We start from the raw sequence: 24,572 nt of genomic DNA, 5'->3' as shown, positions 1-24,572 counted from the left end.
CGGTCTGGTAAGCAGCGTGTTAAACGATGTTAAGGTTACTTTAGTGCTGAATCAACAGGCGGAGCGTGGTGGGTGCCTGCCCGGTGAGCGTCACCTGCATCAGGTACAGCCCATCGGCTAGTTGGCCGGTGCGGAACCGGTAAGGGGCGGCGGGTGCTGCCTCCAGGTACATCTGCTGAATACTGACGCCCAACAGGTTATGTACCGTCAGGCCTACAGGTTGCCCCTGCGCACGGCTTAGGTCGATCAGGACGTGATCATTGGCGGGGTTGGGATACAGCGAGAACGACGTACCTACGCCCGGCTCGGCGGAAGCTACACGTGCCCCTACCGAGCAGGCTGTTTCGACGAGGCTCCACTGCTGATTGGTGCCCATCCCCAGCGTCTGTTGGACGATACCAGCCCCGTCGGCGGTGCTTGCTCCCTGTACTGTCATTGCTTTGCCGGAGTTGCGGTTGCTGAGGGTGAAGAAGCCATCCGCGTTGCGGTTCGCCGTCCACTGCTGATGCCCCCCGCCCCAGTACGTCCACTGCTCCAGCGGGGCATTGTCAGCCGTTGACGCGTTGGCCACCTGAACGGCTTTCAGGTTGTGCCCCGCCGCAATCCGATAGTACGCTCCGTCAAGCGCGAACCGCCACTTCTGCCAGAGCTGTCCCGTATTGGTGCGCTGCTGAAGTGCCGTGCCATCCGTACCCGCCCCAGCCGGAACGGTCAGGGCCAACCCACTACTCCGCGACTGGATGCGATAGCACTTGGTAATGTCGATTGCGGTGGCCGACGTGGGTGGGGCGGTTGTGGTGGCACCGGGGATGGTGATGCTAGTCTCGATCCCTCCTGACCAGGCTTTGTCGGTGATGGCGTTAGGTACGCGGGTATAGACCCGAAAGAAGTAGCGTTGCCCCGGCGTGAGGTTCGTAATAACCATTGACGAATCCAGCCCCTGATAGAGAGCTTTACCTCCGTCGTAGGCAGCTCCGTTGCCCGTAAAGCTGCTGTTGGTAACGTAGCTGGCACTGGCTGGGCGGTCGGTGAAGCTGCCGCCTGCTCTGCCCACCACCAATACGTCGTACCGTTGGCTTCTGATAACTACGCCTTTAGTCCAGTTCAACCGTACACTTCCATTGGCAAGCGTGGTGGTGGTTAGTCCGCTCACATTTACGTTGGCCAGGCTACAATCTGAGACGGGGCTTACTACTGATGAATCCTTTGCTGATAAGCCTGACGCATCGGTCACTTTGAGCGTGACGTAGTAGTAATATGGTTCCCCGTTACAACCCGCTGGCTCCAGCGTGACGTTAGGCCGAAAATTCCCTACCCCCGTGATGGGTAGCTGCGGAAAATCCCGGTTAGCGGTCCGTAACGTGACCTGCCAGGTTGACGTATAGCTGCTGGCTGCCGTGACGGCTGCATCTAACGGAATAACCTGTGCCTGGTCGAGGGGATAGGTACTGTTTGTATAGGGGGTATTAATTTTGACTATTGGAGGTACAGTCAGTTTAACCTCAAAATAGGCACCACCCGCAAGACCCCTACCGTCTCTGACAGTTAGTCGAATGCCATAAGCTGTTACAGGTGTAGTTCCCTTCGTAGGGGTTAATGCTCTAAGGGTCAATACAGGGTTAGCCTCCCTGGATAATACGCTGAAATCGTAGGTGTTGACCCACTCGTAAAACAACAAATCGCCATCGGGGTCATACGTTCCAGTGGTGTTAAACGTGGCACTTAGCGGGGATGTGCCTGTGAGTGACGTAGCTGTCGCGACAACCACTGGGGGGCGGTTGGGTGTGAGCGTGGTGTTAACAGGCATACCCGTCCCCCAGACGGAACCTTTCCGGCTAAACACCCGAAAAAAGTAGTTTTGCCCCGCCGGGAGGTCTGTGATGACCACCGAGGTAGACATTCCCTGATAAAGAATTTTTCCTCCGTCGAGGGCTGCCCCGTTGCCGGTAAAGCTTGGATCGGCCACGTTGGTGTTACTGCTCGGCAGGGCTTCGACATAGGCTCCTACTTTGCCCACCACCAGTACGTCGTCATACGGGGCATCCGGTTTTATCCAGTTTAGTCTGACGCTACTAGTTGAGACTGTCGTGGCCGTTAATCCGCTGACCGCTAGGCGGGTAGGTCCGTCGCATTTAGGGTAAATTTTGACAGAATCCATTGCCGAAAGCCCACCCTTATCGGTCACTTTGAGGGTCAGCAGGTAATAGTAACTCTCGCCATTACAGCCTACCGGCAGTACCGTGGTACCCACGCCCGATGCGACTGACCAGATCGTGCGGTTATCGCGGCGGAGGATCGTTTTGTATTCACGGGCGAGGTTATCGGGCAGTTCGTCGGTCAGATCGGCTGTTACGCTCAGGTTGGTTTCTTTGTCGAGCGCATACGTGAACGTGGGGAGCGGGCTGGTAATCTTGACTGTTGGGGCATTGTTGTTCAGCCATACCTGAAGGGTTTGGCTGTTGCTTAGGCCCTTGTTGTCGGTCACGGTAAGCCGCACGGTGTAGTTCAGAATTAGCCCCACACCCTGCGCGCCTACCCGTTGAGAGAACGTTTTAACAGGGTTTGGCTGCGTACTGCTCGTTCCGTCGCCAAAGTCCCACAGGTAGGTGATGGGGTCGCCGTCAGGATCGGAGGAACCACTGCCGGTGAAGGTCACGCTCAACGGCGATGTGCCTGTCAGCGATGTGCTGGTGGCCACCACCACGGGCGGGCGGTTGGGGGTGCCAGCACCGCTACAGGCATACTCCTCGATGCTCCACTGCTGCTGTTGGGCCGCACTCAGGGTCTGCTGCCCCACGCGGGCTTCGGCACCGGAAATAGCCGTCAGTACCGTCATGGCTTTGCCCGAGTTGCGGTTAATGAGGGTAAAGTAGCCTTCGGCGTTGCGCTGAAGGGTCCACTGCTGATGACTACCGCCCCAGTAGGTCCAGTTCTCCAGTAGCGCGTTCTCTGCCGTTGACGCGTTGACCACCTGCACACCCTTTGTGGTTGTCTGTGACTGGAGGTTGTAATACGCACCGTCAGGTACGAACTGCCAGCGTTGGCCGGTTTGTGCGCCCTCGGCGTAGGTGGCGAGTGGCGCCCCGTCGTTGCCGCCCAGCAGGCTCAGTACCTTGCCGTTCGCCCGCGCAACCAGCCGGTAGCACTTGGTAGGGTCAACCGCCGTGACCGCCGTAGGCGTTGTCGTTTGCCTGAGTGGCGTTGGTCGGGCGTGGCCGATGGTGGTCGTGAGGAGTACCAGCCAGACAAGGCAGGTCGGTACCAAGCGGCTCCTATATGCGGAGAGCGTCGCAATGCAAGTAAACATGAGGCTATAAATGATATGTTAAAGCATCCTATTTGGATTTACCCTTTTTTCACGCGTCACGTAAACGGTGCGGTGTCCCCGCTGTTTATATATTGGTCGGTGATTTATACATTAATCGGCAATTGCTGAACCCGCCAATGGGCACGGTAACAAGGCAATTTTCAGGTATGTGTTCGTGGTTTTAAGGCTCAATTGGTACATATGCTGCTAATAAACAAGCCGTTAAGAATTGTTAAGGTTGGTTAATAAACAGCCAAACAGCCGACGCAAGCGGGTTAATCGATGGTTTAAAAGAGACGTTTTGCCCAGCGCATAGCTATCAGCCTGAAACGTTATTTTTCACCAGTCTTTGCATATGACTACCGAACGGAACACCAAAAAGGCTTTTTTGCTAACGTCTGGACTGTCTTAGGCGACGCCGGTAACGGCTTTCTGGACGACCGGGGACTGAAACTAAGCGCAGCCCTGGCCTATTACACCATTTTTTCCTTTTTGGAATTGCCCACTTTTATATCAATAAAATGGGCCTCTACGCCGAATTGAAAGATTTTCATCTCAATTCTCATGGTGATTCATCAATAGACGATTACCGAATTATGTTGCAGGAATTTGAGCCCATGAAGCGATCAATATCGGGTTCATTGCTGCTGTCAAAAGACCAGTTGAAACGACTAATAGACGCTGTACAATAAGAACTTTCCTGCCAATAAGAAAGCCCGGATACCAGGGTGGCTAATCGGGCTTTTAATCTAAGAGTTATTATCTGTCAATGCGACTTATGAAAATATCATAAGTCATCCCATCCCCTAGTCTATGGCTCTACAGGCTAGGGGGCGGGAGTAACCTTGCGCTAGCCCATTCGCTCGTTCGCCATTCACTCGTTCACCTTGTACACCTGATTGATGACGCTGGCGTGGCTGGCGTTGACGGCGTTGGCCGACCGGGCGTTGATGCGCACGGTGGCGTTGGCTTTAGTCACTACATTGGCCTGTTGCACAGGTAACTTGTCGGCGTTGATGGTGCCGTTGGCGGTGCTGACCAGGTTAAATGTGTCGACGGCACCGAGCAGGGTTACGCTGCCATTGGCCTCGTTTGTGAGGTTGAATTGAGCGCCCTGTAATCCCCGCACCAGCACGTCGCTGTTCGAGCGGGAGGTAAGTTGCGTCAGCCCCGGCGCGTTGATCGTGATGTTGATCGTAGCTTTATTTACCCACTTACCGGCAGGCTCTTTAAACGATAGCGTCAGCGTGCCGTTGGCATTGACATACTGGATCAGCGACAGCAAATTATCATCTATGCCGATTTGCACCGACGGGTTGGTCGCCCCAGTATTGACCGTAACCAACGCCGGGAACTGGTTGATGATGACGCGCTCGATGGGCTTCACCGGGATGGCTTCGTCTACAAGACGACCACTGCCGCGCAGTTCGTTGGCGGCGGTGTAGGGAACGTCCTGGGCGTAGAGGCTCAGTGGCAGCACGAGGGCAAGGGTTGTTAACAGCGTTTTCATATGCAGTAAGGGGTTATTCGCTTCGTAATGAGTTGACAGGGTCGAGCAGGGCAGCTTTGATGCTTTGGAAACTGACCGTGATCAGGGTAATGAGCAATGCGCCCAGCCCGGATACGGCAAAGATCCACCACGACAGGTCGGTGTGGTATTGGTACTGCTGAAGCCAGTTGTTAAGGAAATACCAGGCAATGGGCGTGGCAATGCCAAACGCAATAATGACCAGAAAAACGAAGTCTTTAGACAGCAAGCCCCACAAATTCAGTACGCTGGCTCCCAGCACTTTCCGCACCCCGATTTCTTTTGTGCGCTGTTCGGCTACGAACGAGGCCAGCCCGAAAAGGCCCAGGCAGGAGATGAAAATGGCCAGGACGGCAAACACCGTGGCAAGGTTACCGATACGGGCTTCATCACCAAATTTTCGGGCGTATTCCTGGTCTACAAACTCGTAGCTGAACGGCGAGGCTGGTGCATATTTTTTGAAGACAGCCTCAATGGCTGGTAGGGCCTGACTAGGCACTGCGGTGGGGGCCAGCCGAAGCGTAAACCGGCTGGCATCGGTATAGTCAATCATAAACATGGTCCGGAAAGCGGGTTCATAGGGCGAGTCCATCACCATGTCCCGGATTACGCCAATGATCTTGTAGGGCTTGCCATCCTGTTTGATTATTTCGCCGACAGGGTTTTTCAAACCCATAAATTTCGCGGCAGCCTCATTGATGACTACGCCTGAGGAGTCGGTCGACAGGCTGCGGGAGAAATCACGACCCGCCCTGAACTGCCAGCCTACTGTCTGGCCGAAGTCATGCGAAACAAGCACTTGCCCGAAATTACCCTGCACTCCGGGCGCTTTTCCCGGCCACTCGAACCCATTATTGACCATCCAGACTGCGGTGGTGGGGCTGGATGATTGCGCTACGTTTGCCAGCACACCGGTGCCCAGCAGGTCTGTGCGGAGCGCGTCGTAATGCCCCGTCAGTTCAGCCGTGTTGATAGGCACCGACAACAGCCCATTCTGATTGTAGCCAAGCGGGCGGTTTTTGGCGAACTGGATTTGACGAAACACGATGATTGTGCCAATAATGAGCGTAACCGAAACGGTAAACTGAATCACCACCAGTACTTTACGGGGAATGCTGGCTAACCGACCTACCCGAAACGTGCCTTTGAGCACGTTGATGGCCTGGAACGAAGACAGGTAGAATGCGGGGTAACTGCCGGCAATCAGGCCCGTGAGCAGGCTGAAACCAAGACCCAGCAGCCAAAAGGAAGGTGTAGTCCAGAGCATCGACAAACGCTTGTCGGCCAGTACGTTAAAGGCGGGCAGCAACACCTGCACCAACAGCAGTGCGAACAAAAAAGCGATACTGACCACCAGGAGCGATTCGCTAAAAAACTGGCCGATCAACTGACCACGCTCTGAACCAACGGCCTTGCGAATGCCCACTTCTTTGGCGCGTTTCTCGGACCGGGCCGTGCTAAGGTTCATGAAATTGATGCAGGCCAGCAACAAAACAAACACGCTGATGAGGCCAAACAGCCAGACATACTGGATACGACCGCCGGTGAGCACCCCGTTTTTCCATTCGCTATACAGATGCCATTTTGCCATCGGGTGGAGAAACACGGCAGGCTTGAACACGGCTTCCTCCTTGTGAGAGTTGTTAAGTTTAACATCCTTGATTTTTGCTGAAACCTTATCCATGTCGGCATGGTCGGCGATTTGGGCATAGGCCACATACATGTTGGCGCGCCAAGGATTCGTGGTTTTCTCCGGCCACGATTCATTATTGAAATACAGATCCCAGGGAGCAATGAATGCCAGTTCGCTGAAGGTCGAATTGTGGGGCAGGTCGGCGTATACCCCCGTCACTTTCACGTCGAAACGGTTGTCAATTTTCATGAGCTTGCCAATCGGATCTGATTCGCCGAAGTAGGCTTTAGCTCCCGACTCCGAGAGTAGTATGGCGTGCAGGTCGGTCAGGCTGGCGCGGGTGCCTCGCCGCATCGTCAGCGTGAGTAGTTCCGGGGCCTGGGCTTCCATGTAGGCACCAACCTTCGAGAGCTTTTTATCTCCCGCCGACAGAATATGCCCATTAGGCCACGTAGCCATCACGACATACTTGAAGTCGCTGCCATAGGTGGTTCGCAGTTCAGGCCCCAGCGGAAACGGGACCGCCCCCTGCGTTTTTACATCACCGTTGAAGGTCTGGTGCTGCATTACCTGCGCAACGCGGTCGTAGTTGGTATGGACTTTATTGAACGACAATTCGTCCCAAATCCAGAGGCCAATGAGCATCGCTACAGCCATCCCGACGGCCAGCCCGCCAATGTTGATGGCCGAATACACCTTGTTCTTGACCAGGTTGCGAAGGGCGATTTTGATGTAGTTCGTAAACATGGGCAAGGTGATTGATGGTACGTGTTGAGTAGTAGGCGGCATGCTTCACCGCTGTATGTTCAACCAGTATACCAAAAAGCCAATAAACTGTATATCAATAGATTAACTAAAACCATTAAGCAAAAAACTGTCCGTAAATGGACGTCTGACGTTCATTCGCGGACAGTTTTTTGTTTGGAGCAATGCCTGGCTTGTGGGAAGCGGAACGCCGCCCGCACCGACCAGGAAGAAAGGCAGCCCACCAGCGCGAAGCTACGGTGGGCGGCCATCTGCCATCAGCTTACTTCCAGACGGTAGCCTACGCCATGCACGGCGGCGATCCTGACGGTGGGGTCGTTGTGGAGCAGCTTGCGAAGCCTCGACACAAACACGTCGACGCTGCGGCCTACAGTGATGCCCTCGTCTTCCCAAACCTGCTTCAGAATCTGGTCGCGCTCCAGCACCTCGTTGGCATGGCTGGCCAGCACCCGCAGGAGCTTGGCTTCGCGGTAGGTCAGGCTATGCTGATGCGTGCCCGAAACAAGCGTCTGCCCCGCCACGTCGAGGCACGACTGCCCAAAATGAATCAGGTTAGGGTTATCGGCCCTTTTTTCGGGTAGCGGCTGGGAAAGCTCTATTCGTGCCTGTTGCCGCCAGGCAATTGCCAGCAGGCCCACCAGCACCCCCGCCAGCGCCAGCAGTGGCCAGCCATTGGTTGGTTGAGAAACGGGAGTGGCCGTGGCGAACGTGACCTGCAATACGTAGCAGCCGGCCTGCATTGACCGGCCATTGCACGGCACCGACTTATTGTCGGCCATATCAATGGCGCTGTAGCCTAGCTCCAGAGCACCTGTGGCGCAGTTCAGCACGGCCACGTCATACAGGTCTGTGATCTGATGCACCCGAAACGAGGCCTGCAACAGCCCCGGCAGGCGGTCATAGTCGAAGGCATGGTCGAGCCGGAGGCGGTAGGTCTGGGGGGTAGGTTGCTCAACGGCCGCAATGGTCGACGTTGAATCGCCCGCCGCCCGGAGCAGGTGGTGGGCCGTGCGGCGCAGAGCCAGGTTGACTTTTTCCGACGAATGCTCCCCGGCGGCAACCGGAGTTGTGCTGGTAAGCTGCACAAAAAGCAGCCCCAACGCCCCCGTCAGCAAGCCGACGAGCAGCAGCCGAAACGTGGCGTTGAGGCGAGTGGGGCGTTGCATGGGTGGTGCGGCCCGTTAACAGCCGTCTTTTTTGGGTTTTGCCACCAGCCAGTTGATGGCCTTGATCTTCAGCACGGCGTTGGGTACTACTTGCTCTTCGCTGACTGGTACAGCGGCCAGCACCAGTTCATCGCCAAACTGCACGGACGGCCACAGGTCGCTCAGTTGCACCGAATAAACGGGTTTCGCCTCGCCAGCCCATTGCTTCACCACCACGTTGGCGCGGCGGACCATTAGCCGGAAGGCCATAGGCTTGTTGTACCGGGGCAAGTCGGGATCACCCTGAATAATGGCCAGCACCCCCTGCGACCCAAACTCGACCGAGGCATCGGCGAGGGGCTGCCCGTTTAGGGTGACGGGGCTGCAATACAGCGTGGGTTGCAGGTGTGCGCTACCGAATTTGGTGAGCACCACTAAAGCGGAGAGGAGCAGGTACGTCTTCATGCTGATTTGGTTTGCTTTTTTACTGTACTACGATTTCGTTATGGGGCAGGGCATATTGGTTGTCTACGGTCAGCAGCACAATGCGGTCGCCTTTTTTACAGGTAGTGAGCACGTCCTGCACCGGTATCTCTTTGTAGGTTTGGCCCGAAAACAGGTGTAGGGTACCGGTATCTTTATCGCGGATGGCAACCTTGAAATCGACCTTGTCAACGGCCTTAGCCTGGGTGGGAGAGAGTTCCACCGTTTGTACGGTCAGTAGCCCCGTAGCCCCGCCCGACAGCCGACATTGTCCTTTCGGCGTATAGGAATCGACCACCATCTTATTGCCCACGAAGGCGGCTGCGCAATTTGCAAATGGCTGTTGAGCAAGGGCGAACGTACACAGGCAAACCCCGGCGGCAAGCAGTAATAGAGAGCCTCTTTTTTTCATAGCGTTAGCTGTTCTGGTTGGTAACGAAGCAAAGCTATGCGCCACGCCGAATGTGATTGGTTAAAGCCAGGTAAAACAATGTAAAGGAAATGTAAAAGTACGTAAGTTACTGATTGTGAGTAGGTACTTATATGCCTCGCTCCCGGACAGTCATTGTCCGAAATCGTACATATATCGGAAGTAAAAAGGCTCTGAACGTGCTCAGAGGGCTTTTTTTGACGTTGGCATCAGGTTTGTTTAGCAAAATTGTAACTAATCATACTTGCCTGCCGGAATCATGCGAAGAGCCTTTTTAGGAGAGTTTGAAGAAATCATACTGCTGGTGGTGGCGGCCTGCACCACCGAGGCCTACGGCGTCAACGTTTGGGAAGACGTACAGCAGCAAACGGGCCGCGCCATTACCATGAGCGCCGTACACACCACCCTCTACCGGCTGGAAGAAAAAGGCTACCTGTCGTCGGTGCTGGGCGGGGCTACGGCTGAGCGGGGCGGGCGGCGAAAGCGCTTTTTTACGCTGACAGGCCTGGGTGTCAGGGCGTTGCAGGATATACAGGCGGTGCGTGCCCGGCTTTGGCAGGCTATTCCGCAAGACAAATTTCAGCTTATTGTTGGCTAGCGTAAACCCCATAAACGTCAGGTTCTATGTTTCAGGCTAATCAGCCACCCCAATGGGCCGATCGGCTGCTGGAGTGGTGTTGCGCACCCCACCTGCTCGAAGACGTGCAGGGCGATCTGCACGAGGTGTATCAGAAGCGGCTGGCCGAAGCAGGCCCCGCCAAAGCCCGGCGCGACTATGTAGTGGCTGTGCTGCATCACCTCACGCCCTTTTTTATCAGGCGAAAAAAAACCGTTCTCCGCCCCGGCGAGTACCCATCTCCCTCCCCACTCAACCCCGACATGCTACGCAACTACATCACCATCGCGCTCCGGACGCTGGCCCATAACAAAGCCTATTCGGTCATCAATATCGTTGGCCTGAGCATTGGGCTGGCGGCGGCCATGCTCATCATTCTCTACACCAAAGATGAAGTGAGCTATGACCGGTTTCATGCCAACGCCCCCCGCCTGTATCGCATCACCAGCCGCGAACTGTCGCCGGCGGGTAAGGTAGAAAACAGGCAGGGTAACACCGGCCTGTTGCAGGGACCTACGTTTGCGGCTGGCGTGCCTGAAATACAGTCGTTTGTGCGGTATAAAGAAGACCGCCACGATATGAAACAGGGTACTGACGTGGTCAGTCAGTCCGTGTTTGTGGCTGACACCAGTTTCTTTTCCGTCTTCACGTTTCCGCTCTTGAGTGGTGATCCTAAAACGGCCCTGCAACAGCCCCGTTCGGTGGTGATCTCGGAAGACATGGCCGCGAAACAATTTGGTACTACCGATGCGCTGGGCAAGACGATTTTTTTCAAAAGATCTTTCGATAACGGCGACACCTTCGAGCCTTATACCGTGACGGGGGTGGTCCGGCAAATGCCCCAGAACTCATCCATCCGGTTCGACGTACTCATGCCCATGGTGGTGACGCCACAGGAGATGACTAATTCCGAAAACTGGTTCAATATCTTCGAAAATACTTTCGTGCTGCTTACGCCAAAAGCTGATATTCAGGCTGTTGAGGCTAAGATGAACCGAATTTACCGGGCCGATGCAGCCGCGTCGATTAAGATGATGGCCGAGAAGTTCGGGTTTAAAAACAAGGTCGAATACGCCCTTCAGCCCTTTACCGCTATGCACCTGAGTCAGGATCTGCGCGCCGATAATGGCCTGGTTGGGGGTAGCAACCCCCTGTTTTCGTACATCCTGACGGGTATTGCCTTGTTTATTTTGCTGATTGCCTGCATCAATTTCGTGAACCTGACCGTGGCCCGATCGCTGAAACGGGCTAAAGAAATTGGCGTTCGGAAGGTAGTCGGTAGTGGTCGGGCGCAACTGATGTTCCAGTTCTTGGGCGAGTCGTTTTTGCTATGTTTCGGCGCGTTTGTGCTGGCGCTGATACTGGTGCAACTGGTACTGCCCACGTTCAATCAGCTAGCCAACAAATCGCTGGCGCTGGCCTACCTCTTAGACGGGAGGCTGGTGCTGGGCTATATCGGGCTGTTTCTGCTCACGGGCTTTTTGGCGGGCTTCTATCCAGCCCTGGTGCTGTCGCGCTACAGCCCCGTTCAGACGCTATACAAGCGGATTAGTCTGTCGGGCAAAAACTACCTGCAACAGTCGCTGGTGGTGTTGCAGTTTGCCCTGGCGTCGTTTCTGGTTATTGCCACACTGACTATTTATTCCCAGTTCAATTACCTGACCAACAAAGATTTAGGGTATGATGACAAAGACCTGGTGAGCATAGACAAATCGGGCTTGACCCGGAGCGAAGCCAAACTGCTGCACGACGAGTTGCTGAAAAACCCGAACATCGTGGGCGTAGCGCCCAAAAATGGCGGGCAGTGGGGCACCGTGGCGAAGATCAACGAGGGCAAGGAAATTAATTTTACCTACGAAACCATCGACCCGGCTTACCTACCGCTGCTAAAGATTCCTGTTCGACAGGGACGCAACTTTTCGGCCGATTTCCCTGCCGATTCCACCCATTCGGTGCTGGTAAACGAACGGTTTGTGAAAGAGGCGGGCTGGAAAGACCCCATTGGGCAGCCCGTCGATTTCTGGTATAACAAGGGCGAAGTATATACGGTAGTGGGCGTGGTGAAAGACCACCATTTCAACGGGCTGAGCCAGGAGATTGGCCCGCAGCTGTTTACCACCAAACCAGGCAACCAGTTTGGCAAAGCGTTTATCAAGATCAGGCCCAATACCGCCTCGGCCAGCCTGCAATACATCGAACGCACGTTTAAACGCCTGTTTCCAATCAACCCGTATGCGTTTTCGTTTGTCGACGAAGACAATCTGAAACGTTACGAGTCGGAAGCCAAGTGGAAACAGATCATGCTGTTTGGGGCTATCCTGACCATTTTCATTTCCTGCATTGGCCTCTTCGGGCTGGCTACGCTCTCGGCCGAACGGCGCACCAAGGAAATTGGCATCCGCAAAGTGCTCGGCGCGTCTGTTACGAGTATCATTCAACTCCTCTCGTCCGATTTTCTGAAACTGGTCCTTCTCTCGTTTGTGGTGGCTTTCCCGGCGGCCTGGTACGCCATGCGGCAGTGGCTCCAAAACTACCCGTATCGGATCGATATCAGTGCCTGGACATTTGTCATTGCGGCCCTGCTGGCCCTGCTGATTGCCTTTGTTACAGTCAGCTTTCAGTCTATCCGAACAGCCCTGACGAACCCAGTGAGGAGTTTACGGAGTGAATGAGTGGCAGTGGGCAGTGGCAGCAGGCAGCGGCCTACGCTAGAACTGCTTACTACTACTCATTCACTTCGCAAGCTCTTGACTGGGTTCGTCAGGGCAGCTCTGATGCTTTGGAAACTTACCATCAGCAGGGCAATACCCACGGCCAATGCACCAGCCAGGGCAAATACCCACCAGTCGATGGTGATTCTGTAGGCAAAATTTTCCAGCCAGCGATGCATGGCGTACCAGGCAATGGGACTGGCAAGGATGATAACAAGGCCCACCAACTGAAGAAAATCTCGGGAGAGCAGGGCCACGATGCTGCTGACGCTGGCCCCCAGTACTTTGCGCACGCCGATTTCCTTCGTGCGCTGTTCGGCGGTGAACGTAGCCAGCCCGAATAGACCCAAACAGGCTACGAAAACGGTCAGCCCGGCGAAGAAGCCCAGGATCTGACCCGTTCGGCGTTCGGCTATATAGGTCTGCTGGTAGCGTTCGTCCAGGAACGAGTAGACAAACGGGCTGCCGGGCATAAGAGCCGTCCAGCGCTGTTGCAGTGTGGTAAGCAGGCCCGCCATGTCGGTGGGTTTGGCTTTCACGATGATCGTGCCGGGGCTGTTGGCCAGGACCATCACCAGAGGCGAGATGCGCTCGTGCAAGGACCGGAAATGGAAATCCTGCACCAGTACGTACCATAAAACAAGAAGGCCGTTTCTGATTCAGAAACGGCCTTACCCATGCTATCCCTTGTCCAGTTTCGGACAGAAACCGTCCGCTTATCGTCGTCCGCGTCCGCCGCCGAAACCGCCGCCACCACCGAAGGAACGGCCACCCCCAAAGTTGCCGGTCGATGGAGCGCGGAAAGTGCCGCCGTTGAACGAGCGGTTGCTGGGTGCAGCCATGCGGCCACCGCTGCTAAACCCGCCGTTGCCGCGGCTATAGACGCCCGCGCCGCCCATGTTCCAGTTGCCCCGGCCAGGCACAGCCATGGGACCATAGGTGCGGTGGGCAGCCCCCATGAAACCGCCGTAATTACCACCGCCCCAAAGCCGACGGTCGCTGTAAGTGCGGCCGTAGTAGTTGCCAAAGCGGTTATACAGGCTGGGGTAGCCGTAGTAGCCCCCGCCGAAGAACCAGTTTGAGAACCCAAAACCCGGCAAGCCAACCACTACCATGTTGCCACTGGGGCCATAATAGAAACCGGTATTGAGCCAGTAGGCCGAGGGGTACCAGAACGGCGAGCCATACCAGCCGGGGTACCCAAACCAGAACGAATAGGGGTTCTGATAATAGTAGGACGAGTTTACGGGCCAGGCCGGGTTGGGCGGGCCGACGTTTCGGTTGATACCCCCCGTTTTGTAGCCGTTTGCATGCGCGTAGTCCTGCGCTGCCTGCTGCAACTCCTGCCGGGCCTGGGGGTCCTGATTCAACTCCTGCTGGTAAGCCGCCAGTTCCTGCTTGTTCTGCGCGTCGAGACTATCGTGCAGGGCAGTCAGATTGCGCGTCACAGCGGCGGGGTCGGCGGTATAGTCGCGGCCCAGTTGCGCGGTTTTGTCCAGTTGCTGCGTCAGCGTGGTTAGCACGTCGGGCGTGTTAATGAGCTGGCGGAATGCCGTTTGGGTTGGTCCGTCGAGTGGGGCAATCAGGTTGTCGAATGCCTGGTTAGCCTGCTGATTGAGGTTGTCGGCCTGCACGAGGTCATCATGATGATGGCGGTATAACTTCCAGGCGGGCGTTTGCAGGTCGGCGGGCAGGGCTTTGGTCAGGCCGTCGACGGTGGTGCGGTCGGTGCCGTCGGGTAGGGTAGCCAGCGTATGCATCAGGTCAGGAAAACGAGCCATGTCGTAGAACCAACCCTGTTTAGTTTGCCCGAAAGGCTCAATCAGGGCCAGAAAGGCCTGCTGGCTACTGGCCTGCTGTTTGGCTAACTGACCTAGCACGTCGGGGTGCTGACTGGCGAGTAATACAGACTGGCGAATATCGTCGCGGAAGGGGGCAATGACCGAAGCAAAGGTCTGGGTAGTGTCGGCGGTAGCCGATGGACGATTGGTATCGGGCATCTGCGCAAAGGCAGCCTGCCCCGGTGCGAACAGTCCCAGCCCCAACAAAATGGCCGTAGCCAGGGGGATTTTTTTGAACGTGTTCATCGGTAATCTAGCTTGTTACGTCGGTTGAGCACAGGCTGCAACATGGAGCAGTTGCACTCATCAGAATAACAAAAAAACGCCTTCAGGCTGTATTCAGGGCCGATTAATCGTTGGTTAAAACGCCTTGTTCTAGCCGTTTGCTACATGGCTTAAACTCTCTGAGCAAAATGGGCAGGATGAAATAACAGAACCGTAACAGTGGGCGTGCCACCTTACCGGAGCTATAAAAATATCTTTACAGCCAATCAACTTCACTAGGTTCATTTCATACGCTATGTTCAACATGTCTCTTTCTGCCACTCGTCACGCTGCGTATCTGCTGGCGGGCGCACTGCTGCTGGGCTGTCAGCCGGCGGGCCAGCTTAATCCGGTCGCAACAACCGCCTCGTCGGCTCGTGCTGCCGCCGTAACCCTCTCAGAAGGGTTTGAGGTGGGAGCTACCAGTCCCAAAACAGCTTATGACGTAGCGCCCGCGGGCTCAGCAAGTGGCGACAACGTGACGCTCCAGGCCAACACCTGGAATCTCTTCGACGCCCTGATTGCCAACAGCAGCACCGACCTTAGGGCAGGTGCATGGTCGGCCCGGGTGCGGAACACGGGCAAGGTGACCATGGGCTTCGACCTCACCACGGGTATTGGCACGGTAAGCATAAAGCACGCCACCTACGGCACCGACGCAGCCAGCCAATGGGGCTTGTGGTACTCCACCAACAGTGGCAGCAGCTGGACGCAGGCCGGTGTGAACGTAACAACCACCGCCACGCTCCAGACGCAAACGTTCACGCTCAATATAGCCGGTACGGCTCGGCTGGAAATCCGGAAAGTATCGGGTGGTACCAACCGCATCAACCTCGACGACATCCTAGTTAACGACAACGGAGGAAGTACACCGCCCCCACCAACGGGCAAAGCCTTCCTGTTTGATGCCAGCAAGCGCGAAAATGCAGGTAGCGCCGACTGGCAGATCGACGCCGACGGCACAGAAAATGTACCGCTCTATACGGGCGGCACCACCGTGGAAACCATGGCCCAGCGCTTTCCTACGCCTTCGTATACAGGCATTACGGCCAGCACGCCCGAGACCTATTGGCGGGGGGGCAGTTCGGCCTGGGCGGTGGAATTGGTGAAGCGGGGTAACACTGTAGAGACCCTGACCAGCGGGGCTACCATCACCTACGGCAACACGGCTAACCCGCAGGATCTGAGCAACTACGCCGTATTTGTGGTTATCGAACCCAACCGGTTGTTTACTGCTTCGGAGAAGACGGCGATCATGAATTTTGTGGCTAATGGCGGGGGCCTGATGATGGTTGCCGACCACACCGCCGCCACCACTGCCGGTACAGATGCCAATGGCTACAACCCCTCTGACCGCGACGGCGATGGCTACGATTCGCCCCGTGTCTGGAACGACCTGATGACCAACAATGGCATTAACAATAACAAGCCGTTTGGTTTCAACGTCGATTACGTCGACATCAGCGAAAAGCCCACGACAAACGTTTACACGGGCAGCAACGCCAATGCTCAGAAAGTACTGAATGGTGTGGCGGGTACAGCCTCGAAACTGGCTTTCTATAACGGCAGCACGGCCACGCTTTATCCCACCAGCAATACAAGTGTGCAGGGCCTCTTTTGGCGGATGAGCGGCACGGTGGGCAGCACCAGCAACGTGATGGCCCTGCTGGCCACCTACGGTACGGGGCGGGTAGTTTTCATCGGCGACAGCTCACCCTGCGATGATGGCACCGGCGACCCCAACGACAGCCTGTTCAATGGCTGGTCGGGTGATTCGCCATCGGGCTTTACGTCGCACCCGGCCTTACACATCAATGCCTCGTTGTGGTTGGCTAAAGTGCAGTAGATTAACTAGATAGCTTAGTACGGCGCGGGGCGGCCTCCAGATCTGGAGGCCGCCCCGCGCCGTACTAAGCTATTCGCTTCGCAGGCTCTTGACGGGGTTCATCAGGGCGGCTCTGATGCTTTGGAAACTTACCGTCAGCAGGGCAATACCTACGGCCAGCAGGCCTGCCACGGCAAAGAACCACCACTCGATGTCGATCTTGTAGGCGAAGTCATTGAGCCACCTATTCATGGCCCACCACGCCACGGGCGAGGCAAGGATAACAGACACAATAACCAGTTTGAGGAAGTCACGGCTGAGTAGCGAGACGATGCTGGCTACGCTGGCACCCAGTACTTTGCGCACGCCAATCTCCTTCGTCCGCTGCTGCACGACATAGGCCGACAGTCCCAGCAGACCCAGACACGTTAGTACCAGGGCAATGCCCGCAAAGAGGTCCATCACCGTGCCGAGTTGCTGTTCCGACTGGTAGAGTTTGGTGTAATCGTCGTCCAGGAAACGGTACTCAAATGGCAGGTAGGGCGCCAGTTGCTTCCATTTGGTTTCAACAAAAGCGATGGTCTGCGGCAGGTTGCGACCACTGACCTTCACCAGCAGTTGCCGACCGTAGTCTTCGGGAAACAACACCAGTGGTTTGATGGCCGCGTGCAGGGATTCAAAATGGAAATCGCGCACCACGCCCTTTACCACACCCGGCCGCGAGTTGTCGAGAAACATGCGTTGCCCAATGGCCTGCTGGGGTGTCCAGCCCAGTTTTTTGGCCGCGCTTTCGTTCAGAACAAAATGGTATTGTCTGGGCGTCTTTTCATCGGCCAGGCGTATGTCTTTTACATCCTGCTCGCTAATGCTTTCGCCCGCAACCAGTTGTAAACCAGTTGTTTTGATGTAATCTTCGTCGACCGGATTGGCCGTTACGCCCATCTGCGCTTTTTCAGACATCGTGGCCGACCGCATGTTATAGCCGCCTACAATGCTTACGGGCGTACTCACGCAACGCGAAGCACTCAGCACATCGGGGTTTGTTTTCAGTTCCTGTTTAATGGCCGACAGGTTGCTCACCATCCGCTGGCTGATGGGCAAAACGAGTACGTGTTCACGGTCATAGCCGAGCTTTTTTTGCTGAATGAAGGCCAGCTGTTTTTGAATAATGAACGTACCCACCAGCAGGGCAATGGAAATAGAAAATTGAAAAACGATCAACGACTGTTGCATCGTTCGGCCCGCTCCTGAGTGCTTGAACAGGCCTTTCAACACCTGAATGGGTTGAAAACTGGTGAGCACCAGCGCCGGGTAGCTCCCCGCCAGCAGGCTCATGGCAACCGTTATGAGCAGGGCAAACAACAGGAAGTAGGGCGAAAACAGCGTCCGGGCCGTTAGCGACACCTGGGTCAGGTTGCTGAACGCAGGCAGCGCCACGAGCACCACCACCAGGCTGAGCAACAGGGCAACCAGACACACCATACCCGACTCGCCAATGTATTGCCAGAAGAGCTGCGCTTTGCGGGCACCGGCCACTTTCCGGATACCCACTTCCCGCGCCCGTTCCAGCGATCGCGCCGTGCTGAGGTTGATGTAGGTACAGCCCACGATCAGGAGAATTAGCAGCGCCACCGCCGACAGGATGTAGAGGTAGGTGATAGTGGTGTTGAGTACGAACGCGTCGTAGTTGGAATGAAGGTGAATACGCGAAAACGGCTCCGGGTGGAAGGTGATAAACGCCCCAGACCCCGCCATTTCTTTTTTCATGAACGGCGTAATTTTGGGTGCCAGCGTGGCCAGCGAACCCTCGTTTTTCAGGAGCAGATAGGTGGTGTAGTTGGCATTGAAATACGTCTGTTCCTGATTGGCTTTGAGTGAGGAAAACGACGCCAGAAAATCGAACTTGATCTGCGAGTTGGTGGGGTAGTCGGCCACAAGGCCCGTGATCTGGTAGGCGGTGCTATCGCTGCCGATGAGCAGGATTTTGCCGACCGGGTTGTCAGTGCCAAAGTATTTTTTAGCCGTCGTTTCGGTCAGGATAACCTTGTTGGGGCCGTCGAGAGCCTTGCGGGGGTTGCCCAGCTTGAATTGCGCCGCAAAGAGGTCGAAAAAGGTGGAGTCGGCAAACATGAAATTCGGTTCGCGCACGAGCTTGTCTTCATAGCGAACGGTGACGGCACTGCTCGTCATCCGCACTGCCGACTGTACTTCGGGAAACGTGTGCACAAAGACGGGTGCCACGTAGGTGCTGGTGAAATTGCCCTGACTGGACTCCTGGCTGCCATCAAACCGGTATTCCATGATGAGCCGGACAATGCGATTGCCTTTCTGCTGGAACGTGTCGAAACTTAGCTCATGCTGAATGTATAGTCCAATGAGCAGGCACGAACTCAGCCCCACGGTAAGGCCAAAGACGTTGATGACCGTATTGGCCTTGTTGCGGACCAGATTTCGCCAGGCAATTTTGAGGTAGTTCGTAAACATGAGAAAGGTAGCAGGAACGGATCGATCAGTGGCGCACGGTATACCAGCGTAGCTGGACAATGGCCGTGCCAGGACAAAAAAGGCCCGCTGATGTGTCAGAAACGAGCTTTGGGGCAACGCACCTGTCCGAAAGTGGACAACCAATTGTCCGGCGATGAATCAGCCTATTGGAATCAGGCTTGCCTGTTGACGGATACTACCGTGCAGGTTGACTGCCTACTCACTCCGCAATGATTTCACCGGGTTCATCAGCGCGGCGCGGGTGGCCTGATAGCTGACCGTCAATAGGGCAATCAGGATGGCGGCTATGCCCACGGCCACAAATACCCACGCGCTGATCGTGATTCTGGACGAGTAATTAGCTAACCACTGTTGCATACCATACCACGCCAGCGGCAGGGCAATGCACAGAGCAATCAGGACCAGTCTGACAAAATCGCGCGAGAGTAGCAGCACGATACCGGTAATGCTGGCCCCCAGCACTTTGCGCACCCCGATTTCCTTCGTGCGCTGCTCCATCATCAGCAGGGCAATGGCAAACAGGCCGATGCACGACAACAGGATGGCAACACCCGACGCCAGACTAAGCACCTGCGAAAGATGTTCTTCATTCTGATACCAAGCATCGACGTTTTCGTCCAGAAACGTGCCGATAAATTCGACCTGGGGTGCGGCTCTGGTCCATGCTTTCTTGACCTTCTCCATCGACCCCGCCAGGCTCTGCGGCGTCACCCGGACAAAGATGTAGTGAATAGGTTCGCTGCCCGACAGGTGCATTATAATCGGTTTGGCTTCGTCGGCAACCGAATAGAGATGAAAATCAGGTACGACGCCGATTACCTGCGATTTGGTGCCGGTCGTGTCGTCATCGTCGCCAAGGAGTATACCAACTGGGTTTTTCTCGCCCATCATTCTGGCCAGCGACTGTGTAATCAGTACCCGGTCGACGGAGTCGGAAGCATAGGCCCGGTCGAAGTCCCGGCCAGCCAGTGGTTTGATATGCAGCGTTTTAAGGTAGTCGAAATCAACGAGCAGGATGTCAGCCGATACCTGCCTGCCTTTGTAACTGAAACCCCACGTGCTGCGCGACGAAACATGATCCCGGCCTCTGCCTAAATTCACGCTCGTTCCTGTAATAGACACGATAGCCGGGTCACTGGCGAACGTATTGCGTAGCCGTTGCAGCACCTGTCGGCCATTGGCCTGCGCACCCACCGGAATACTGATCACCTGCTCTTTATCGAAACCAACGGGGCTTTGGCGTAAATGATTGACCTGCTGGTAGGCAATGACGGTACAGCAAGCCAGCAGGCAGGCTAGTGTAAACTGTGTGACAATGAGGGCGTTGCGCAGGGTGCCGGGTCGTTTAGTGGTGATCTGGCCTTTCAGCACCGAGACCGTATTGAACCCGGCCATCTGCGCGGCGGGATAGCCGCCCGCCACCAGCGTAACCACCACAATCAGTACCAGATTCAGCCCAATGAAGCCGGGCTGAAAGGCGTTGGTCAGGTTGAGCCTCGACCCGAATGCCGCGTTGAAAGCGGGCATCAATCCATAGGCTAGCCCGGAACCAGCCAGAAACCCGATGACGCAAATCAGGGCCGATTCGCCCCAAATCTGGATGAACAACCCGCGCCTGAGCGCCCCCAGCGATTTGCGTACGCCCACCTCCCGCGCCCGTGTGAATGACCGGGCAATGCTCAGGTTGATGAAGTTGATGCAGGCAATGAGCAGAATGAAAACGGCCATGCCCAGAATGACATAGATAGCCACAACGGGCGTGCCTCTATTATCGGAAATTTCCCGGTTGAAATGCACGTCCGACAGTTGTTGCAGGCGCACGGCAAACAGGTCACCGCGTTCATCGGGCCGGGCCTTCTTTTTGATCAATTCGTTGATGGTGCCGGGGTAATATTTTTTAGCGAATGTTTTCAGGCGTTCCTCAAATGTACCCTGCGCGACGTGGAGGGGTAATTTTACGAAAACAGCGTGCGAACCGTCGCTCCAGTTGCCTTTGCTGCGCTGGTAATTGGGCGCGTTTTCAATCCGGACGAGTGCATCATACTGGATGGATGAGTTATCGGGTGCGTTGCTGATGATGCCCGTTACCATGTAGTCTTTCAGGTCGCCGTCAGTGCCAATACGCAGCCGTTTTCCCACCGGGTTGGCGGTGCCAAACAGGTCATGCGCCATGTTTTGACTGATGACCACGCTGCTCAGCTCACGCAGGGCCGATGCCCGATTGCCCGACAGCAGCGGAAACGAAAACACACGCAGGAAATCGGGGTCAGTGTAGTTGATTAGCTTATCGAGGTATTTGCCGTTGGCTTCGACCAGACTTTTACGCCCTGTCATCACGCGGGTAACGGCTTCCAGTTCGGGGTAATCTGCTTTGAGGGCGGGGGCAAATGGCAGGGGCATAGCACCCCGTTTGGTGGCTTTTTCGGGGTTGTTGGTAAAGCTATACGTCTGAAAAATGCGGTCGCCATCCTCGTGAAACGAGTCGTACGTCAGGTGCAGGTAGGCTGTCAGGAACAGAAACGTGCAGATACAGAAGGCCGTAGCCAGCCCCACCACATTGATGATTGCATAACCCCGGTTTTTCCAGAGATTGCGAAGGGCGATGTTAACGTAACTGCGAAACATGGTGCGAAGAGGTTAGCTTCTGGGGGGCAGCGCAGAGAGAGTGGTGCCGGGGTCGGGAGACGTAAGGTCCAGCGTGGGTCGTTTCGAGGCCTGGTAGCTGACAATCAATAGCGTACCCGCCAGCGCCAGTATACCCACCAACAGCACTACCAGGTCGGCTACTTCCTGGAAAGGCACCACCAGGCCCTGACTGGCGAAAACACGGAATTTAAGCAGGTCTTTTTCTATCCAGTTCATATCAGCCACGTTGAATGTTTGCTGATAATGAATGGGTTGAGGTCTGTTTGTCCGGTCAATCTGAATTGTAAGCGTGTTGTCATTCTGAACAATCCGGGTGCGCTGGGCGGGTTGGTCTGCCGGGCGGGCCATAGCTGCTACACCGAGGGTCAGCAGCAGAAAAATGAGTAGCTTTTTCATGATATTATGCGTTGAGGTTATTCGCTTCGTAAACTCTTGACGGGATTTACCAGGGCGGCTTTGATACTCTGGACGCTCACCGTGAGCAGGGCAATGCCTACGGCCAGCGCCCCGGCCAGGGCGAAGACCCACCACTCGATGTCGACCCGGTAGGCGAAGTCGGCCAGCCAGCGGCGCATGGCATACCAGGCCAGCGGCGAGGCGATAATCAGGGCGATGACAACCAGCCGAAGAAAATCTTTGCTCAGCAGCGCGGCGATACTGACTACGCTGGCCCCCAGTACTTTACGCACGCCAATTTCTTTCGTGCGCTGTTGAGCGGCAAACGCCGCTAAGCCGAAAATGCCCAGACAGGCAATGAAAATGGCCAGCAGCGATGCCGCCACAAACAGTCGGCTCAACTGCCGTTCACGCTGAAACTGACTGTTATACACCTCGCTGGCAAAATGATACTCGAATGGGTTGCCCGGAAACGTTTGTTTATAGAGCTTCTCCAGCGTCGCGATCCTGGCAGACATATCGCGGGTGTCGAGCTGAATGGTGAAATACGCATAGCCCACCGACGGCAGATAAATGACAGGTGCAATGGCCTCCCGCATCGACAGATGGTGGTAGTCTTTTACCACCGCCACAATGTCGTAGGATTTGCCGTAAAAAAGCAGCTTTTTCCCGGCCACGGGTTGTTTGGGGTCGTAGCCCAACTGCCGGGCGGCGCGTTCGTTCACCGCTACGCGGGGGGCGTTGTTCCAGCTGGCGTTGGCTTCGGCTTCCGTAAAGGGCCGTCCCTGCACCAGGCCGATCCCGTAGGTGTCGAAAAAGCGGTGATCGGCGATGAACATCTGGTAATTTTTTTTGTCATCGCCGGGGGCGGGGTTTAGCCTGGTAATGCCCGCCGTGCCAAAGTTGTACCCGGCCCCCGGCACGTTGTTGGACCCCGCCACTTTCTGCACAAAGGGCAGCCGGGCCAGTTCCTGCTTGAACGCGCTGTTTTTGTCGCCCTGGGCGTCGGTGGCTACGGTTGGCCCCACCAGCACCAGCAACTGATCCAGGTTGAGGCCCAACCGGCCCGTCTGCATAAACGAGATCTGCCGGTACATGACCAGCGTGACAATGATAAACACAACCGAGATGCCAAACTGAAACACCACCAGCATCTGCCGCAGGGGTAACCCGCCGGTGGCCTGAGCCGGGCGGGCCGTCAGCGCAGCCAGGGGTTGGGCCGAACTGAGCGTGTAGGCTACGTAGGTCCCCGCCATAGCAGCCGTACCGAGCACCACCCCCAGCAGCCCAGCCCAGAAACCCGACTGGCTAAAGATGCTCAGCGACAGTTCTTTCTGCACGAAACCGTTAAAAACAGGCTGTAAACTAACGGCCAGCAGTAGCCCCAGCCCCACGCTGACGACGCTGAACAACACGGTTTCGGTCAGAAACTGGCTCATCAACTGACTTCGTCGGCCACCAATCAGCCGCCGGATGCCCACCTCCCTGGTTTTAGTCATCGCCTGCGCCGTGGCCAGGTTGACGTAATTGACCCAGGCAATAAGCAACACCAGCAGCGAGATACCTGCCAGCGCCACCACCAGCACCAGACTCCCAAACGTCTGGAAGGGGTACGTAAACGACGGCGCCAGGTGCAACTCCCGGAACGGTTGCAGATGCACCGTCTGGGTTTTATTGACCGGGTTTAGCTGCCTCCCCAAACTGGTTAATTGCCGTTCAAACGCCGCTGCGTTCGTTTTAGGGTTAAGATTCAGGTAAAGGTTGGTGAAACTGTTCTCCAGTTTGGTGGGGTCGGCCCAGTCATTACCGCTACGGTTGGCGGCAGCATTCAGCGTCGAGAGGGCCAGCACAGCCTGCGCCTGTAGGTCAGAGGTGACAGGCATGTCGGCAAAGACACCCGTGACGGTGTAGAGCGTGTTGCCAAACTGGTTGCTGACGGTGATGGTCTTGCCCACGGCCTCTGCCAGGCCGAACAGTTTGCGGGCCAGGGTTTGCGACAGGGCCATCGTCTGGGGCTGATCGAGCGTGTTGGTGCCCGATTGGAACGGAAAGGTGAAGGCCCGGAAAAAATCGGCGTCGGAAAACAGCAGTTGCTGTTCGCGGACTACCTGCGGCTTTGGCCCGGTGGTGGTCAGTACCCCCGCCGCAATGTAGTCGGCCACGCGCACCACCTGATCAATGCCGCCGACCTGCTCTTTTAGCAACGGTCCCACGCCCCCCGGAAATGAATAGTCGGGGTCTTTGGTTGGTTCGCTGATGATGACCCGGTAGAGGGTATCGTAGTGTGTATGAAACCGGTTGGCGGTCCATTCCGAGGCGATGAATTCAAAAATGAGCAGAAACGCCGCGATGCCCAGTGCCAGCCCGCCGATGTTGATAGCTGAATAAACCGTGTTGCGGCGCAGGTTCCGCAGGGTGATGGTAAAGTAGTTGCGTAGCATATGTAGGAGGGGCGTTCAGAAAGTCGGTGTATATCA

General features: G+C 55.9%; 15 protein-coding genes. 3 read left to right on the top strand and 12 right to left on the bottom strand.

The window, feature by feature from the left end:
* Positions 1–40: 40 nt before the first annotated feature.
* The 6 genes from J2I47_RS13045 to J2I47_RS13020 all read right to left on the bottom strand — a co-directional run bounded on the left by J2I47_RS13045 (position 41) and on the right by J2I47_RS13020 (position 9,273).
* Entirely contained in the window at positions 41–3,307 is a 3,267-nt protein-coding gene (locus tag J2I47_RS13045; protein WP_207365034.1) for an RICIN domain-containing protein, read from the bottom strand.
* Positions 3,308–4,181: 874 nt separating this feature from the next.
* The gene (locus J2I47_RS13040) at positions 4,182–4,817 is read right to left on the bottom strand and encodes a GIN domain-containing protein (protein ID WP_207365033.1); all 636 of its coding nucleotides are present in this window, start codon (positions 4,815–4,817) and stop codon (positions 4,182–4,184) included.
* Between the two features lie 13 nt (positions 4,818–4,830).
* Entirely contained in the window at positions 4,831–7,215 is a 2,385-nt protein-coding gene (locus tag J2I47_RS13035) for an ABC transporter permease (protein ID WP_207365032.1), read from the bottom strand.
* Between the two features lie 275 nt (positions 7,216–7,490).
* Positions 7,491–8,399 carry a winged helix-turn-helix domain-containing protein gene (locus J2I47_RS13030; RefSeq protein WP_207365031.1) on the bottom strand — a complete coding sequence of 303 codons (909 nt, stop codon included), beginning with the start codon at positions 8,397–8,399 and terminating at the stop codon, positions 7,491–7,493.
* Positions 8,400–8,414: 15 nt separating this feature from the next.
* On the bottom strand, positions 8,415–8,843 hold the full coding sequence (locus J2I47_RS13025) for a hypothetical protein (RefSeq protein ID WP_207365030.1): 429 nt from the start codon (positions 8,841–8,843) through the stop codon (positions 8,415–8,417).
* 19 nt (positions 8,844–8,862) lie between these two features.
* Positions 8,863–9,273, bottom strand: coding sequence for a hypothetical protein (locus J2I47_RS13020; RefSeq protein WP_207365029.1), 411 nt, complete (start codon positions 9,271–9,273; stop codon positions 8,863–8,865).
* A gap of 277 nt (positions 9,274–9,550) precedes the next feature.
* Between J2I47_RS13020 and J2I47_RS13015 the strand changes: the two genes are divergently transcribed.
* A complete protein-coding gene (locus J2I47_RS13015; RefSeq protein WP_207365028.1) occupies positions 9,551–9,889 on the top strand; it encodes a PadR family transcriptional regulator in 339 nt (112 codons plus the stop codon).
* Between the two features lie 26 nt (positions 9,890–9,915).
* Positions 9,916–12,579 (top strand): ABC transporter permease, encoded by a 2,664-nt coding sequence (locus tag J2I47_RS13010; RefSeq protein ID WP_207365027.1) that lies wholly within the window; start codon positions 9,916–9,918, stop codon positions 12,577–12,579.
* Positions 12,580–12,635: 56 nt separating this feature from the next.
* Here the strand turns inward: J2I47_RS13010 and J2I47_RS13005 are convergent, their stop codons facing one another.
* Both J2I47_RS13005 and J2I47_RS13000 read right to left on the bottom strand, forming a co-directional pair.
* Entirely contained in the window at positions 12,636–13,217 is a 582-nt protein-coding gene (locus J2I47_RS13005) for an ABC transporter permease (RefSeq protein WP_207365026.1), read from the bottom strand.
* Positions 13,218–13,334: 117 nt separating this feature from the next.
* A complete protein-coding gene (locus tag J2I47_RS13000; protein WP_207365025.1) occupies positions 13,335–14,705 on the bottom strand; it encodes a hypothetical protein in 1,371 nt (456 codons plus the stop codon).
* A gap of 283 nt (positions 14,706–14,988) precedes the next feature.
* Here J2I47_RS13000 and J2I47_RS12995 point away from each other — a divergent pair, with 283 nt between their 5' ends.
* Positions 14,989–16,569: a DUF4350 domain-containing protein gene (locus J2I47_RS12995; protein WP_229374581.1), complete on the top strand. Its 1,581-nt coding sequence runs from the start codon at positions 14,989–14,991 to the stop codon at positions 16,567–16,569.
* 69 nt (positions 16,570–16,638) lie between these two features.
* Here J2I47_RS12995 and J2I47_RS12990 read toward each other — a convergent pair whose 3' ends face one another.
* The 4 genes from J2I47_RS12990 to J2I47_RS12975 all read right to left on the bottom strand — a co-directional run bounded on the left by J2I47_RS12990 (position 16,639) and on the right by J2I47_RS12975 (position 24,536).
* Entirely contained in the window at positions 16,639–19,032 is a 2,394-nt protein-coding gene (locus J2I47_RS12990; protein ID WP_207365023.1) for an ABC transporter permease, read from the bottom strand.
* A 216-nt stretch (positions 19,033–19,248) separates the two neighbouring features.
* Complete coding sequence (locus J2I47_RS12985) at positions 19,249–21,678, bottom strand: ABC transporter permease (RefSeq protein WP_207365022.1); 2,430 nt, start codon at positions 21,676–21,678, stop codon at positions 19,249–19,251.
* 12 nt (positions 21,679–21,690) lie between these two features.
* Positions 21,691–22,095, bottom strand: coding sequence for a hypothetical protein (locus J2I47_RS12980; RefSeq protein ID WP_207365021.1), 405 nt, complete (start codon positions 22,093–22,095; stop codon positions 21,691–21,693).
* A 17-nt stretch (positions 22,096–22,112) separates the two neighbouring features.
* A complete protein-coding gene (locus J2I47_RS12975) occupies positions 22,113–24,536 on the bottom strand; it encodes an ABC transporter permease (RefSeq protein ID WP_207365020.1) in 2,424 nt (807 codons plus the stop codon).
* Between the last annotated feature and the right edge of the window lie 36 nt (positions 24,537–24,572).

The sequence above is a fragment of the Fibrella rubiginis genome (genome assembly GCF_017353185.1).
In the GTDB taxonomy this organism is placed as follows: domain Bacteria; phylum Bacteroidota; class Bacteroidia; order Cytophagales; family Spirosomataceae; genus Fibrella; species Fibrella rubiginis.
Note: the sequence above shows the minus strand (reverse complement) of the source record. Positions and strands in the feature narration are given on the sequence as shown.

Excerpts from the sequence above, each read along its gene's own strand:
- J2I47_RS13045 (WP_207365034.1), bottom strand. The coding sequence starts at position 3,307 with ATGTTTACTTGCATTGCGACGCTCTCCGCATATAGGAGCCGCTTGGTA.
- J2I47_RS13020 (WP_207365029.1), bottom strand. The coding sequence starts at position 9,273 with ATGAAAAAAAGAGGCTCTCTATTACTGCTTGCCGCCGGGGTTTGCCTG.
- J2I47_RS13035 (WP_207365032.1), bottom strand. The coding sequence starts at position 7,215 with ATGTTTACGAACTACATCAAAATCGCCCTTCGCAACCTGGTCAAGAAC.
- J2I47_RS12985 (WP_207365022.1), bottom strand. The coding sequence starts at position 21,678 with ATGTTTCGCAGTTACGTTAACATCGCCCTTCGCAATCTCTGGAAAAAC.
- J2I47_RS13015 (WP_207365028.1), top strand. The coding sequence starts at position 9,551 with ATGCGAAGAGCCTTTTTAGGAGAGTTTGAAGAAATCATACTGCTGGTG.
- J2I47_RS13010 (WP_207365027.1), top strand. The coding sequence starts at position 9,916 with ATGTTTCAGGCTAATCAGCCACCCCAATGGGCCGATCGGCTGCTGGAG.
- J2I47_RS13030 (WP_207365031.1), bottom strand. The coding sequence starts at position 8,399 with ATGCAACGCCCCACTCGCCTCAACGCCACGTTTCGGCTGCTGCTCGTC.
- J2I47_RS13040 (WP_207365033.1), bottom strand. The coding sequence starts at position 4,817 with ATGAAAACGCTGTTAACAACCCTTGCCCTCGTGCTGCCACTGAGCCTC.
- J2I47_RS13025 (WP_207365030.1), bottom strand. The coding sequence starts at position 8,843 with ATGAAGACGTACCTGCTCCTCTCCGCTTTAGTGGTGCTCACCAAATTC.
- J2I47_RS12980 (WP_207365021.1), bottom strand. The coding sequence starts at position 22,095 with ATGAAAAAGCTACTCATTTTTCTGCTGCTGACCCTCGGTGTAGCAGCT.
- J2I47_RS13000 (WP_207365025.1), bottom strand. The coding sequence starts at position 14,705 with ATGAACACGTTCAAAAAAATCCCCCTGGCTACGGCCATTTTGTTGGGG.
- J2I47_RS12990 (WP_207365023.1), bottom strand. The coding sequence starts at position 19,032 with ATGTTTACGAACTACCTCAAAATTGCCTGGCGAAATCTGGTCCGCAAC.
- J2I47_RS12975 (WP_207365020.1), bottom strand. The coding sequence starts at position 24,536 with ATGCTACGCAACTACTTTACCATCACCCTGCGGAACCTGCGCCGCAAC.
- J2I47_RS12995 (WP_229374581.1), top strand. The coding sequence starts at position 14,989 with ATGTCTCTTTCTGCCACTCGTCACGCTGCGTATCTGCTGGCGGGCGCA.